Source organism: Snodgrassella sp. (assembly GCF_024103505.1).
In the GTDB taxonomy this organism is placed as follows: Bacteria; Pseudomonadota; Gammaproteobacteria; order Burkholderiales; family Neisseriaceae; genus Snodgrassella; species Snodgrassella communis.
Genome location: NZ_JAGGIJ010000006.1, coordinates 154,146 through 168,018, shown reverse-complemented (window position 1 = coordinate 168,018; position 13,873 = coordinate 154,146). Strand labels below are relative to the sequence as shown.

General features: G+C 47.7%; 11 protein-coding genes. 6 read left to right on the top strand and 5 right to left on the bottom strand.

The window, feature by feature from the left end; translation table 11 throughout:
- Positions 1-18 precede the first annotated feature (18 nt).
- From J6578_RS07755 to fba, 3 genes are all read left to right on the top strand, one after another.
- Positions 19-1,590 carry an ABC transporter permease gene (locus tag J6578_RS07755; RefSeq protein ID WP_502957994.1) on the top strand — a complete coding sequence of 524 codons (1,572 nt, stop codon included), beginning with the start codon at positions 19-21 and terminating at the stop codon, positions 1,588-1,590.
- Positions 1,584-2,519 (top strand): ABC transporter ATP-binding protein, encoded by a 936-nt coding sequence (locus J6578_RS07750; protein WP_287954282.1) that lies wholly within the window; start codon positions 1,584-1,586, stop codon positions 2,517-2,519. The genes J6578_RS07755 and J6578_RS07750 overlap by 7 nt, the downstream gene beginning before the upstream one ends.
- Before the next feature lie 128 nt (positions 2,520-2,647).
- Positions 2,648-3,712 carry a class II fructose-bisphosphate aldolase gene (gene fba / locus J6578_RS07745; RefSeq protein WP_037407455.1) on the top strand — a complete coding sequence of 355 codons (1,065 nt, stop codon included), beginning with the start codon at positions 2,648-2,650 and terminating at the stop codon, positions 3,710-3,712.
- A 99-nt stretch (positions 3,713-3,811) separates the two neighbouring features.
- Here fba and hpaC read toward each other — a convergent pair whose 3' ends face one another.
- The 5 genes from hpaC to ffh form a co-directional block, all read right to left on the bottom strand.
- A complete protein-coding gene (hpaC, locus tag J6578_RS07740) occupies positions 3,812-4,342 on the bottom strand; it encodes a 4-hydroxyphenylacetate 3-monooxygenase, reductase component (RefSeq protein ID WP_239366470.1) in 531 nt (176 codons plus the stop codon).
- Position 4,343: 1 nt separating this feature from the next.
- The gene (gene hpaR / locus J6578_RS07735; protein ID WP_037407454.1) at positions 4,344-4,796 is read right to left on the bottom strand and encodes a homoprotocatechuate degradation operon regulator HpaR; all 453 of its coding nucleotides are present in this window, start codon (positions 4,794-4,796) and stop codon (positions 4,344-4,346) included.
- A 302-nt stretch (positions 4,797-5,098) separates the two neighbouring features.
- Positions 5,099-7,945 carry a valine--tRNA ligase gene (locus J6578_RS07730; protein WP_287954278.1) on the bottom strand — a complete coding sequence of 949 codons (2,847 nt, stop codon included), beginning with the start codon at positions 7,943-7,945 and terminating at the stop codon, positions 5,099-5,101.
- Between the two features lie 355 nt (positions 7,946-8,300).
- On the bottom strand, positions 8,301-8,552 hold the full coding sequence (locus J6578_RS07725; RefSeq protein ID WP_239366454.1) for an SEC-C metal-binding domain-containing protein: 252 nt from the start codon (positions 8,550-8,552) through the stop codon (positions 8,301-8,303).
- Positions 8,553-8,734: 182 nt separating this feature from the next.
- Positions 8,735-10,093, bottom strand: coding sequence for a signal recognition particle protein (gene ffh / locus J6578_RS07720; RefSeq protein WP_093091774.1), 1,359 nt, complete (start codon positions 10,091-10,093; stop codon positions 8,735-8,737).
- 223 nt (positions 10,094-10,316) lie between these two features.
- On the opposite strand from ffh, the gene J6578_RS07715 reads away from it, so the two are divergent.
- The 3 genes from J6578_RS07715 (at position 10,317) to J6578_RS07705 (ending at position 13,644) form a co-directional block, all read left to right on the top strand.
- A complete protein-coding gene (locus J6578_RS07715) occupies positions 10,317-11,117 on the top strand; it encodes a cytochrome C assembly family protein (protein WP_093091984.1) in 801 nt (266 codons plus the stop codon).
- Between the two features lie 51 nt (positions 11,118-11,168).
- A complete protein-coding gene (locus J6578_RS07710; RefSeq protein WP_093091776.1) occupies positions 11,169-12,572 on the top strand; it encodes an MFS transporter in 1,404 nt (467 codons plus the stop codon).
- A gap of 79 nt (positions 12,573-12,651) precedes the next feature.
- Positions 12,652-13,644 (top strand): nucleoside hydrolase, encoded by a 993-nt coding sequence (locus J6578_RS07705; RefSeq protein ID WP_287954277.1) that lies wholly within the window; start codon positions 12,652-12,654, stop codon positions 13,642-13,644.
- Positions 13,645-13,873 lie beyond the last annotated feature (229 nt).

The following is a 13,873-nucleotide window of genomic DNA, read 5'->3' as shown; positions in this document are numbered from 1 at the left end:
GGTAATGAACAGGTGCATATGAAGGTAAACGGCATTAAAGCAAACGCTGGTGGTATGGCGCAAAAAGTGCTGCTGGGAATGCTGTTACTGTTGCCGCTGCTGTTTTTACTGGCTGTGGTGCTGCTGCCGTTGTGGACGATGCTGCAACAAACGGATGCAGACAGTTTCCGTATGGTTTGGCAGGATGAGTATTTGCGCCGTTTACTGGGCTGGACAACTTGGCAGGCCGCTATCAGCAGCGGGCTGACTTTGTTGCTGGGGGTGCCGGTGGCGTGGGTGGTTACCCGTTTGCAGTTTGTAGGCCGAAGCTGGGTGTTGCGTTTGCTGATGCTGCCGTTTGTGATGCCAACGCTGGTGGCTGGTATGGGGATTCTGGCACTGTTCGGGGCGCAGGGGCTGTTGTGGCGTGGCTGGGAAGAAACACCGTGGTTATTGTTGTATGGCAATGTTTTTTTTAATCTGCCAGTGATGGTACGTGCGGCCTATCAGGGCTTGTGTCAGGTACCGGCGACGCGTTTGTATGCGGCGCAGACTCTGGGTGCAGGGGTGTGGCAGCGTTTTGTTTATGTTGAGTTGCCGCAAATGTTGCCGTGGTTGGCTGGTGGTATGTGCATGGTGTTTTTGTACTGTTTCTCTGGTTTTGGTTTGGCTTTGTTGCTGGGGGGGCAGCGTTACATTACGCTGGAAGTGCAGATTTACCAGCTGATTGCCTATGAGCTGGATATGGCACAGGCCGGTGTGCTGGTGCTGTGGACGCTGGCAACGACTTTTCTAGCTGGTGTTGTGTATGCCTGTCTGAGTAAATATACGGCACAAACGGCAGTGGTGCAGATGCGACCTCCACAAAAACCGACTGCACGGCAGAAACTGGCGCTATTGCTGGCATTGCTGCTGTTGCTAGGCTGTTGTGTGCTGCCGCTGCTGGCGGTTGGCTGGCGTGCTGGGCTGGCGGGCAGCTCATGGCTGGTATTACTGGAAAGCACTACATGGCAAGCGTTTTGGAATACTTTGCGCTTTACTGCAATGGCAATGGTGTTAGCGCTGCTGCTGGGTTGTACGCATGCGGCACTGGCGCGGCGGCTGGTGTGGTTGCGCATGCTAACTTTCTTGCCGTTTATGGTGTCGCCTGTGTGTGTGTCGTTTGGACTGTTATTGTGCTACCCAGATTGGGCGGCATCATTAAGCATGCTGGTATGTGCCTATGCGCTGCTTGCCTATCCGTTTATTACTAAGGATGTGCTGGCGGCGTGGGATAGTTTGCCGCGTAGTTATACACAGGCGGCGCGGACTCTGGGAGCTAGTCGCATACAGGTGCTGCTGTATGTGATTTTACCGCTGTTGCGTCCGGCTATACAGCGCGGGCTGGCACTGGCGGCGGCTACCTGTGTCGGGGAATTTGCGGCCACGCTGTTTTTATCGCGGCCTGAATGGCAGACGTTAACTACGCTGATTTATTATTATCTGAGTACAGCAGGGCGTGATAACTATGACCGTGCGATGGTGCTGACCTTACTGCTGATGTTGCTGGCAATGCTGATTTTTGCCTTGCTGGAGTGGGGTAGAGACAGAAAGGAACAACGCATATGCTGAGCTGGCAGCAGGTTCATAAGAAGTTTGCTGGTAAGGTGGTGGCAGAGGGTTTAAGTCTGCAAGTGGCCGATGGTGAGCTGGTGGCGGTATTGGGTGAGAGTGGCAGTGGTAAGTCGACTTTGCTGAATATGGCAGCAGGTCTGACGAAACCGGATAGTGGCAAAATATTGATTAATGATACAGATGTCACTTTCTTGCAGCCAGAACGGCGCCGTATCGGATTGATGTTTCAGGACTATGCTTTGTTGCCACATCTGAATGTCTGGCAGAATGTAGCTTTTGGCCTGCGTATGCATGGGGTAAGTAAATCAAGCGCTCGGCAGCAGGCACAACAGCTTTTAACTGAAGTGGGGCTGGCTGAGGCAGCTACTCAGCCGGTAGGGGTATTATCCGGCGGGGAGCGGCAACGGGTAGCGTTGGCGCGGGCATTGGTTCTGCAACCACAGGCATTGCTGTTAGATGAACCTTTTTCAGCACTGGATACGACTTTGCGTGCCAGTTTGCAGCAATTAACCTTGCGTTTGCTACGCCAGCAGAAATGCCCTACTGTGTTGGTTACTCATAGTCCGCTAGAGGCATTTGCGCTGGCTGATCGCATTTGCCTACTTAGGTATGGTCGCTGGGTGCAGCAGGGTAAGATTTCTGAATTGCTGGCGCAGCCGGCAGATGCTTGGGCTGCGCGTCTGCTGGGCTGCGATAATGTCAGTGATACCTGCTATATACCGCAGAATGCGCTGCAATACGACCGGCAAAACGGGGTGCAGGTACAGGTAATTGAGGTGGGTTTAACCGCCAGATTATATGATGTGAAGTTGCTGCATCCGCAATACGGGGTATTACGCTGGTGGCTGCCACTGCATCAGGCAGTGAATGCAGGTGACTGGCTGCCATTGACTGTACGACGCGAACAAGTCGTTTTTTTTCAATAATTCATGTGGTTATTTGTTTAGATATGGGTTTGCCGAATAGTTTATGCTCAAGCCTACAAATATGGCTCATGGTGGTATAATTACGCCGAATTTTTACCCATTATTGCTAAGTACACACGGAGAATCTCATGGCTTTAGTTTCTATGCGTCAACTGCTGGATCATGCTGCTGAAAACAGTTATGGTCTGCCGGCGTTTAATGTCAATAATCTTGAACAAATGCGCGCGATTATGGAAGCGGCCGATGAAGTTAACGCTCCGGTGATTGTGCAAGCCAGTGCCGGTGCGCGTAAATATGCTGGTGCACCATTTTTGCGTCATTTGATTCTGGCAGCTACTGAAGAATTTCCGCATATTCCGGTGGTCATGCATCAGGATCACGGTGCATCGCCAGAAGTTTGTCAGCGTTCTATTCAGCTGGGTTTTTCATCAGTTATGATGGACGGTTCGCTGCTGAGTGATGCTAAAACACCTTCTACTTATGAGTACAATGTGGATGTTACGCGTAAAACTGTGTATATGGCACATGCCTGCGGGGTATCAGTTGAGGGTGAAATCGGTTGTCTGGGTAATCTGGAAACGGGTGAAGCCGGCGAAGAAGATGGTGTAGGCGCTGCTGGTAAGCTCAGCCATGAGCAGATGCTCACCAGTGTGGATGAAGCTGCGCGCTTTGTGCAGGATACGGGTGTAGATGCGCTGGCAATTGCTATTGGTACCAGCCATGGTGCCTATAAATTTACTCGTAAGCCAACTGGTGATGTATTGCGTATTGACCGCATTCGTGAAATTCACGAACGCCTGCCCAATACCCATCTGGTGATGCATGGCTCCAGCTCGGTACCGCAGGAGTGGTTACAGGTTATCAATGAGTATGGTGGCAATATTCCGGAAACTTACGGTGTGCCGGTGGAAGAGATTGTGGAAGGGATTAAATACGGTGTGCGCAAAGTAAATATTGATACTGATTTACGTCTGGCCAGTACGGGAGCCATCCGCCGTTTTCTGGCTACACATCCGGCAGAATTCGATCCGCGCAAATACTTTACTGAAACCATTAAAGCAATGAAACAGATATGTATCGATCGCTATGTCGCATTTGGCGCCGCTGGTCATGCAGACAAGATTAAACCGATTTCTTTGGAAAAAATGGCTAACCGCTATGCAGCGGGTGAGCTGGTACAGATTGTAAAATAAATATTTCTGCCAGTGATAACGGACTGTACCTGTATGGACGGTCCGTTTTTGTTTATCAGTGCTAACAGGTAGTAATAGCCAGTTTGGTAGATAAATGATTTAGCCGTAGCTTGTTTGATCTGTTAGTGCAGTAGTTTGAGCAAACTGCCGCTGAAAATACACCAACCCCTGATTTTCCTGCGAATTCACGTGGATATGTTCAATGGCTATATAAAACACGCTGTGACTGCCCATATCATGACTGTCGATAATATGACCATGTAAATGTGCCAGTGCACCTACTAGCTGAGGCTGGGTGGTATGCTGATGATTTTGCCACTCATTCTGCAAAAAGCGCTCAGTTGCTGGAATAGATGTCATGCCGGCAAAGTGTTCGGCTACATCTTGCTGTGTAGTGGCCAGAACATTAATACACAACTGCCTGTTGGCACGCAGAATTGGCTGAATACGCGCATTGCGGTTAATACATAATAAGAGTGTGGGTGGGGTGTCCGTTACTGAGGTGACAGCAGTGAGCGTGATGCCATAACGGCCGGCAGAACCTTCTGTGGTGACGACAAATACTGCTGCCGCCACTTTGGACATGGCTTCCCGGTATTGCAAAGCCATAGCTGAAGATGGTTGATCCATGTTATCTGGCTTCTTTTTCTTCTTTATCAACAGCGATATTGGTAAATTCTTTCAGCAGTTTACCCAGTTGTTGCAGCTTTTCCTGAGTAAAGCGCTGTTCCAGTACTTTGTAGCGCGCATCTACTTCAACACAGAAATCCTCATACAGTTTTTCTCCTGTTGGTGTCAGTTTCAGAAATACTCTTCGCTGGTCATTGGAGGGTTTGAGGCGAACCACATAATTCAGTTTTTCCAGTCGCGTCAAGATACCAGTGAGGCTTGGGCGCAGAATGCATGTCTGTCTAGCCAGATCCTGAAAATCCATGATACCATTTTCTGCCAGTAGGCGGATAATACGCCATTGCTGGTCGGTGATGCCGATATCGTTCAGCATGGGGCGAAAATGGGAAAGTAATGCTTCACGTGTCTGAATCAGGACGATGTTGAGGGACGAGTATTTAGATGTATTTACCATCTTATTGCTCCAATCTTTCAGTATATCCAGTTCATATGTCTTTGGAATAATAGGCCAAAAAACAAATCATTATTGCTGAATTTTACATAAGATTATTATAAAATAAAATAATAATGTGTAAATCAAATACAAATTAAATATATTGTACTTGTTTAAATGTATGTTTTTAAAAAAATAAATTATTTTCGCCTAATATTAAATTATACTTAATTGATATGAAAATTTGGTATGAAAAACCACCAGACTGAGCAAATATATATGCTTATGGTCTGGTGGTTGCTATGACAAAGTAAATAATTTAATTAGCGGTATTTCTGCAATTGCAAGTTGATTTTGGCCATTTTGTCCTGCAGTTGTGCCAGTTCGCTACGGTCTTTCTCTACCAGATGTGCCGGTGCTTTATCGGTATAGCCCGGTTTGGCCAGCTTAGTAGTAATTTTATCGATGTTTTTCTGGAGTTTTTCTGCTTCTTTTTGCAGACGTGCGGTTTCGGCAGCTTTGTCTATCTCTACTTTCAGCATCAGGTGTGCGCCCTGACATACTGCTACAGGAGCATCATCACTTTCCGGCAGCTGTGCTATTTGTCTGGCTTCACTCAGGCGAGCCATAAGCAGTAGATAGGGCAATAATGTGCTCAAATCTGTTGAACTTTCTACCAGCAGCGGCACTTTTACACTCATGGCCAGCCCCATTTCACCACGCAGATTACGTACGGAATTCACCAGCTCCTGCAAATAATGCATCTGGTTTACTGCCTCGGTATCAGTCAGGCTGTTGTCTGCCTGTGGCCATGCTGACAGCATGATGCTTTCGGTATGCTTTGCATTGGCCAAAGGCGCGATGGTTTGCCACAATTCTTCCGTAATAAATGGCATAATCGGGTGCAGCAGCCGCAACACCACTTCCAGTACCCGTACCAGTGTACGCCGTGTTGCGCGCTGTTGTGCTTCGTCACCACACTGGAGCTGGGTTTTGGCCAGCTCTACGTACCAGTCGCAGTACTCATTCCAGATAAATTCATACAGTGTTTGTGCGGCCATATCGAAGCGGTAGGTATCCATTGCTTCGCTCACTGCGGTGATAGTCTGTTGCAGACGGGTCAGCAGCCATTTATCAACGAAACTGTAGTTTAATGGCAGGCTTTCGTTCTGTCCGCAATCGTGGTTTTCAATATTCATCAGCACAAAGCGGCTGGCATTCCACAGTTTGTTACAGAAGTTGCGATAGCCCTCAGCACGTTTGAAGTCAAAATTAATGCTGCGACCAAGGCTGGCATAGCTGGCCATGGTAAAGCGCAGTGCATCTGCACCAAATACCGGAATGCCATCAGGGAAAAGTTTTTGTGTGGCTTTGATTACTTGTGGCGCTTTTTCCGGCCGGCGCAGGCCAGTTGTGCGTTTTACCAGTAGTTTTTCCAGATCAATGCCATCAATCAAATCTACCGGGTCAATCACATTGCCCTCGGATTTAGACATTTTTTTGCCTTCATGGTCGCGCACCATGCCATGAATATAGACATCATGAAATGGTACTTTACCAGTGAAGTGGGTAGTCATCATAATCATGCGCGCTACCCAGAAGAAAATGATTTCATAGCCGGTTACCAGTACCTGAGACGGCAGGAATGCCTGCAATTCGGGTGTGTCTTGCGGCCAGCCCAGAGTAGAGAAGGGTACTAGTGCGGAAGAAAACCATGTATCCAGTACATCTTCATCGCGGGTTAATACTGCATCTGTTCCGGCCTGTGCACGTGCTTCGGCTTCATTGCGTGCAACATATACGTGGCCGGTCTGGTCATACCAGGCCGGAATCTGGTGTCCCCACCATAGCTGGCGCGAGATGCACCAGTCCTGAATATTGTTCATCCACTGGTTATAGGTATTTACCCAGTTTTCCGGGATAAAGCGTACCTGTCCGCTTTCCACGGCATGGATACATTTTTCGGTTAAGGTTTTACCTTTGAATTCTGATTCTGGTTCCGGATGGGCAACATTATTGTTGGCACTGCGGGTCATGGCGACAAACCACTGACTGGTGAGCATCGGTTCAATCACACTGCCGGTACGGTCGCCTTTTGGCGTCATCAGTTTGTGTTCTTCTATCTTAACCAGTAAGCCTTCTGCTTCAAGGTCGGCTATCATCTGTTTACGTGCAGCAAAACGATCTAAACCAGCATATTTCGCCGGCAGGTTGATAGCTGTCTGTGCCTGCCCCTGAAAATCAAACACTTCTGCCTGCGGCAGGATTTTGGCATCCAGACTCAGTACGTTAATCAGTACAGTTTGGTGGCGTTTACCCACTTCGTAATCGTTGAAATCGTGTGCTGGTGTGATTTTTACGCAGCCAGTGCCAAAGTCTTTATCCACATATTCATCGGCAATGACTGGAATAGTGCGGCCGGATAATGGCAGGATTACCTGTTTACCAATAAAGCCGGCATAGCGTTCATCTTCAGGATGTACAGCCACGGCTACGTCGCCTAGTAAGGTTTCTGGGCGGGTAGTGGCTACAATCAGCGCATTGTTCGGGTCGTCAGCCAGTGGATAGCGGATGTGCCACATATGGCCGTTTTCCTCGATGTTTTCCACTTCCAGATCGGATACCGCTGTACCCAGTACCGGATCCCAGTTTACCAGCCGTTTACCACGATAAATCAGTCCCTGCTCAAACAGGCGTACAAATACTTCGGTTACCACCTCAGCACGGACTTCGTCCATGGTGAAGTATTCACGGCTCCAGTCTACTGAGCAGCCGACGCGACGCATTTGCTCGGTAATGGTGCCACCGGAGAATTTTTTCCAATCCCAGATTTTGGCAATAAACGCTTCACGACCCAAATCATGGCGGGAAATATTTTCCACAGCTAGCTGGCGTTCCACCACAATCTGAGTAGCTATACCGGCATGGTCGGAACCGGGTATCCAGCAGACGTTTTCGCCTTTCATGCGGTGATAACGTGTTAATCCATCCATGATGGTCTGGTTAAACGCATGTCCCATATGCAGGGTACCGGTAACATTTGGTGGTGGCAGCTGAATAGCGAAAGAGGGTTTACTTAAATCTAGAGACGGGTCGAAGTAGCCGCGCTGTTCCCACTGCTGATACAAACGGGTTTCGATTTCACTGGGAGAATATTGGGTGTTTAACATGGTTACTGAGTTAGGAAAAATCAAAAAATAAGACTTCAATTATAACTCATGCATTAATGCATGGTTTAAGATGATGCGCTTTTGTTAGCGTCTGAATAATATGGCAGCAAACTACGCGTTGTTAGTGTGCGAAAGTAAATAAGATGAGTAATGATTTGTCGATAAGATCGGTGAAAAAGTGAAGTGCAGTGTATATCGGTATGGTGATTGGCTGATATTGGTGCCAGCATAGCCCAATTGCTGTATCTGTTGATTATTTGCCCATCAATCAGCTATGCAAAAGCAATTAATAATTTTCCGGTATGCTGGTAACACTAGTAGCATACCGGAAGATAGCAATTAAAGGCTGATTAAATCAGTAACGATACAAGTGGCAGACATCAGCGGAAATAGTCATGTCTGTTGCTGCCATCGAAAGCAGCCTGTTTTTAGGCAACATTTTTTGAAAGCTGCGGCCAGAGCCGCATGGACAACGATCATTGCGACCCAGCTTTTCATGCAGAATTTTATCGCCATGAACAATCCGTACTAATCCGCGTTTAACGCTGGTTTCGGACGGGAAACCTTTACGGCGTTTACTGGTTGGCTCGAAAAAAGCCTTTATCATTAAATTTACGCATAATATTACTCCTTTTTTTAAGTAGAGTGATTGAACAGAAAAAATCAACTGTCCTAAATAATTTACAATAAAAATATCAGTATGTACAGGCTGAATTAAAACTGTCTGTTGAGGTGGCACCGATAGCAGAAATAAAAAACTGCCTGAACTAGTCAGGCAGTTTGGGGTGATTATTGAGGGATGATGCCTTTTATGCCTTTGGCCAGACGCATCAATTTACCCATTCCGCCTTTAGTAAATGATTTCATCATTTTCTGTGATTGCTCAAATTGTTTGAGCATTTTGTTTACTTCCTGCACGGTAACGCCAGAACCATTGGCAATGCGGCGTTTGCGGCTGGCTTTAATCAGCTGTGGGTTGGCACGTTCTTTGGCTGTCATTGAATTGATGATGGCTTCTACCCGGCTCATGGCTTTTTCTGCTGTGCCTTCCGGTACCTGCTTGGCCATTTGTCCCATGTCGCCCGGTAGTTTGGCCATAATCGATTCAATCCCGCCCATTTTGCGCATCTGCTGAATCTGTGCTTTAAAGTCATTCAGGTCAAAACCTTTGCCTTTATGCAGCTTTTTGGCCATCTGCTGTGCGGTTTTTTCATCAATGCCTTTTTGTACATCCTCAATCAGTGAGAGTACATCGCCCATGCCAAGAATGCGTGAAGCCAGACGATCAGGATAAAATGGTTCCAGACCATTGATTTTTTCGCCGACACCGATGAACTTAATCGGTTTGCCGGTTACATGGCGTACTGATAAGGCAGCACCACCACGGGCATCACCGTCCATTTTGGTTAATACCACACCGGTTAGGGGCAGGGTGTCATTAAAGGCCTGTGCCGTGTTTACAGCATCCTGCCCTTGCATGGCGTCCACCACAAACAGTGTTTCCACGGGATTAATTGCTGCATGAATCTGCTGGATTTCGTCCATCATTTTCTGGTCAATAGCCAGCCGACCAGCGGTATCGACCATTAATACATCATAGAAATGTTTTTTGGCGTGATCCAGTGCATTCAGGGCAATGCTAACTGGTTGTTCACCTTCATGAGATGGAAAAAAATCCACCTCAACCTGCTGGGCCAGCAATTTTAACTGTTCAATCGCTGCTGGTCGGTACACGTCGGCGGAAACCACCAGCACTTTTTTCTTTTGTTCGTTTTTCAGCAGCCGTGCCAGTTTGCCTACAGTGGTGGTTTTACCTGCCCCCTGCAAACCCGCCATCAGGATGACAGCCGGCGGTACCGCGGCCAGATTGAGGCTGCTGTTCTCAGTACCCATCAGCTCGGTAAGGGCGTCATTCACCACCCCGATAAATGCCTGTCCCGGTGTGAGGCTGCCAATGACTTCCTGCCCAACTGCACGTTCTTTTACAGAAGCCATGAAATTTTTTACAACTGGCAGGGCAACGTCTGCTTCCAGTAGCGCCATGCGTACTTCGCGCAGGGCATCTTTAATATTGTCTTCACTCAAACGCGCCTGTCCGCGCAGGGTTTTCGCAATTTTACTAAAGCGATCGGATAAATTGTCTAGCATCGAAACCATCTCCAGCTATGTGTAAGCAGCCTGTATATATCGGGTGAAAATTGGCTGTTGTCTGTAATTGACGCAATAAATGGGTAGGACAAGAAGCGATTTGGTTATAAAATGGCGTCCTGTTGCGATGCCTGCCCAAGTCTGGAGCAGGCATCGTGATAAATAAATGCCTATTTTACACTATGCGCGCCAAGTTTTGGCGCGCTATTGCTGCGGAAAAATCATGAGCTTATTGTTGCTGGTGCTTATTCTTGCCTATGCTGTGCTTTCTGTACTGGCATGGCGGTTTTGGCAACGCCATACTGATGTGGCTTATCCGTTGCGAGGCGAGCAGTTGCTGTTGTTGTTGGTATTGCTGCTGCATACTTTTGTGGTGTGGCAGCCCATGTTACAGCAACGAGTGCTGCTGGTGGGGTTTGGTCATGCGCTTAATCTCATTACCTGGCTAATGGTGCTGCTGTACTGGGTGGGTAGTTTTCGTTATCGGCTGCAAGGGTTGCAGCTGGCGTTGTTTCCCTGCTCAGCAGTGGTGTTGCTGGTTGCTTGGCTGTTGCCGGGGCAGCCTACTGCTTATCCGATGCACAATAGTGCTTTCATGATACATGTGTTGTCGGCTTTGCTGGCGTATGCCTTGTTTGGCATCACCACACTGCTAGCCGGGCTGATGCTGGTGCGTAACCATTATCTGCACCGGCGCAAAACGGTACCGCAGCAATCATTCCTGCCGCCATTGCTGGCAATTGAAAAATTAATGTTTCAAGGTCTGCAAACGGGATTTGTGCTTCTGACTATTGCGGCTATCAGTGGCACAGTATTTTCCGAGGCTGTATTTGGTGAACCGGCACGCTTTAACCATAAAACGGTGTTTGGCGTGCTGTCGTGGCTGATCTATCTGGTTATCCTGTTCAGACACCATACGCAGGCCTGGCGCGGGAAAAAAGTGGCATGGTGGGTCATTGTGTCATTTGTCAGCCTGATGCTGGCTTATTTCGGCAGCAAGTTTGTGCTGGAAATTTTGTTTTAACCTTTTGTTTCTAAGTAGTATTACCCTGATTTGTAACCATAGGATATTTGAATGAGTGACTTACAATCGTCAGTTGACAGCCATAAGCAGAGCGCAGCTGAACAACGTTTAGCCACCCCCGAAGGACGACTGGAATTTATTAAGGCAACACTTTCCTGCTGGCTTGGTACCACCATGGAATATGTGGATTTTGCCCTGTATGGCCTGGCCGCAGGCCTAGTATTCAGCAAAGTATTTTTTCCGGATGTTAGCCCCACAGTTGCTTTGTTATCAAGTTTTGCCACTTATTCAGTTGGTTTTGTTGCCCGCCCGATTGGTGCCATTTTCTTTGGCCGGCTGGGCGACCGTAAAGGACGGAAATTTGTACTGGTAACCACCATTGCCCTGATGGGGATTTCCACCACCCTGATTGGCTTTATTCCCAGCTACGCCACTATTGGTCTATGGGCCCCCATGATTTTAGTTGTATTACGTTTTGTACAGGGCTTTGGTGCCGGTGCCGAGCTTTCAGGTGCTACGGTTATGCTAGGAGAGTATGCACCGCCAAAACATCGTGGCTTAATTGCTTCCATTATTGGCATTGGTTCTAACAGCGGTACGTTGATTGCTTCTGCGGTATGGCTATTGGTATTAAGGCTGAATGAAGATGATATAATCACTTGGGGCTGGCGTATCCCATTTATCCTCAGTGCCCTGATTGCCGTCGCTGCAACCCTTATCCGCCGGCATGTACGTGAAACACCCGTTTTCGAACAGGAACAAAACGAATTAAAACAACTACAAGCACAACCTAAAACCGTTACTTCTACCCAATCACCAGTTGATACTCTGTCCAGCAAAACTTCGTTCTGGGCAAGGAATAAAGCCTTTTTTGTGATGCTGGGCTTGCGCATCGGCGAAAACGGCCCATCTTATCTTGCGCAGGGTTTTGTCATTGGGTATGTAGTTAATGTTCTGAGCGTTAATAAAACCGTTGCCACTACAGCGGTATTCGTTGCCTCGTTGCTTGGTTTCTTTGTGATACCTTTTGCTGGCTGGTTGTCCGATCGTTATGGTCGCCGTATTGTTTACCGCTGGTTTTGTTTCTTGCTGATGCTGTATGCCGTTCCGGCCTATATGTTTCTGGAAACCCGTGATCCCTTTATTGTAGCCAGTATTATTGTTATCGGTATGTGTCTGGCTTCACTGGGTATTTTTGGTGTGCAGGCAGCCTATGGTGTGGAGCTGTTTGGTGTACGTAACCGCTATTCCAAAATGGCACTGGCCAAAGAACTCGGTGGAATCATATCAGGTGGCACCGCATCATTAGTCGCCTCGGTATTACTTAATCATTATCATACATGGTGGCCGATTGCCATATACTTTGCAGCCATGGCCGGCATTGGTTTCTTCACCACATTCTTTGCCCCGGAAACCCGCGGGCGTGATCTGAATGCGGTAGAAGACGCCATTTAATCGTTTTGACAAACTGATTGAAACATATGTACCGGAGTCAGCTACTGACTCCGTTACCATTGACGCATAGGTAATACTTATGAAGCGCATCGTGATTGACTGTGATCCCGGTAATGGCATTGCAGGGGCAAATGTTGATGATGGTCTGGCACTGGCGCTGGCATTGGCCGCAGATTCAATCAAACTTGAACTTATTACTATTGTGGCCGGTAATACTCCACGTGATACCGGCTATCGGGTAGCTCGCCAGCTATTGCAAGAGCTGAATAAAGATATACCGGTAGTTAAAGGTGCGGCACAGGCATTGATTGAACCGGCTGCTCCATGGCGCGAACAGTTGGATAATAATGTTCGCAAACAGGGGCTGCTCTCTTTATGGGATAATCTGCCGCCAATGCCCGCACTCAATGACTACAGCGCACCTCATGCGGCGCAGGCGATTGGCGAACTGGTGTGTGGCAACCCCGGTGAAATCACCGTGGTAGCCATCGGCCCTCTGACCAATATTGCCCATACCATTCAACTATATCCGGATTTTGCCCGTTCGGTAGCTGAAATCGTTATCATGGGCGGTGTTTTTCAGTTGGACGGCTATCTGAAAGATACCAACTTTGCAGTCGACCCTGAAGCGGCCAAAATTGTAATTGAAAGCGGTGCCAATATTACACTGGCGCCTCTGGATGTCACCACCCAGACTATGCTTACCCATCAGGATTTGGATAAACTGCAAAGCTTTGCTAATCCGCTAACCGACTTTATCGTGCGCACTTCACGCCCATGGATGGATTATTCCATCCAGACCCGCCATCTGGCGGGCTGCTGGATTCATGATGTTTTATGTGTGGCCAAACTGATAGACAGTGATATCGTTACCAGCTCGCCCTATATTGTTGACGTATCCACTGCGCGCGACTGTACTCGTGCCAGTAGCCGACGCTGGAAAGAAGGTGCTTTAAGACTTACTGTGGGTATGCCTGAAGTAATTCATCAGCCTGTCAATGTCATGGAAAGTGTGGATAATCAGCGCTTGCTTGAGATTATATTCAACGCATTAGGCCAGTATCGCTGCTAGGCAGTCAGAAAACTGATTTAGGAAGCTGCGTATACTAAAAACATAGCTAATACGGCAACAATAATAACTATGATCGTTTTATTGCTATGCCATTATCGCTAATCTGTGCCAATGATATTGCATTTGTTTATGCTCATGATTAGGATAAACGGGCAATATTAAGAGAAATCAGCAGGTTTATTATGCATGCAGTGAACAGATATATTTCTGTTTTTGTTTTGTTGTTCCA

Excerpts from the sequence above, each read along its gene's own strand:
- J6578_RS07755 (WP_502957994.1), top strand. The coding sequence starts at position 19 with ATGAAGGTAAACGGCATTAAAGCAAACGCTGGTGGTATGGCGCAAAAA.
- J6578_RS07750 (WP_287954282.1), top strand. The coding sequence starts at position 1,584 with ATGCTGAGCTGGCAGCAGGTTCATAAGAAGTTTGCTGGTAAGGTGGTG.
- fba (WP_037407455.1), top strand. The coding sequence starts at position 2,648 with ATGGCTTTAGTTTCTATGCGTCAACTGCTGGATCATGCTGCTGAAAAC.
- hpaC (WP_239366470.1), bottom strand. The coding sequence starts at position 4,342 with ATGGATCAACCATCTTCAGCTATGGCTTTGCAATACCGGGAAGCCATG.
- hpaR (WP_037407454.1), bottom strand. The coding sequence starts at position 4,796 with ATGGTAAATACATCTAAATACTCGTCCCTCAACATCGTCCTGATTCAG.
- J6578_RS07730 (WP_287954278.1), bottom strand. The coding sequence starts at position 7,945 with ATGTTAAACACCCAATATTCTCCCAGTGAAATCGAAACCCGTTTGTAT.
- J6578_RS07725 (WP_239366454.1), bottom strand. The coding sequence starts at position 8,552 with ATGATAAAGGCTTTTTTCGAGCCAACCAGTAAACGCCGTAAAGGTTTC.
- ffh (WP_093091774.1), bottom strand. The coding sequence starts at position 10,093 with ATGCTAGACAATTTATCCGATCGCTTTAGTAAAATTGCGAAAACCCTG.
- J6578_RS07715 (WP_093091984.1), top strand. The coding sequence starts at position 10,317 with ATGAGCTTATTGTTGCTGGTGCTTATTCTTGCCTATGCTGTGCTTTCT.
- J6578_RS07710 (WP_093091776.1), top strand. The coding sequence starts at position 11,169 with ATGAGTGACTTACAATCGTCAGTTGACAGCCATAAGCAGAGCGCAGCT.
- J6578_RS07705 (WP_287954277.1), top strand. The coding sequence starts at position 12,652 with ATGAAGCGCATCGTGATTGACTGTGATCCCGGTAATGGCATTGCAGGG.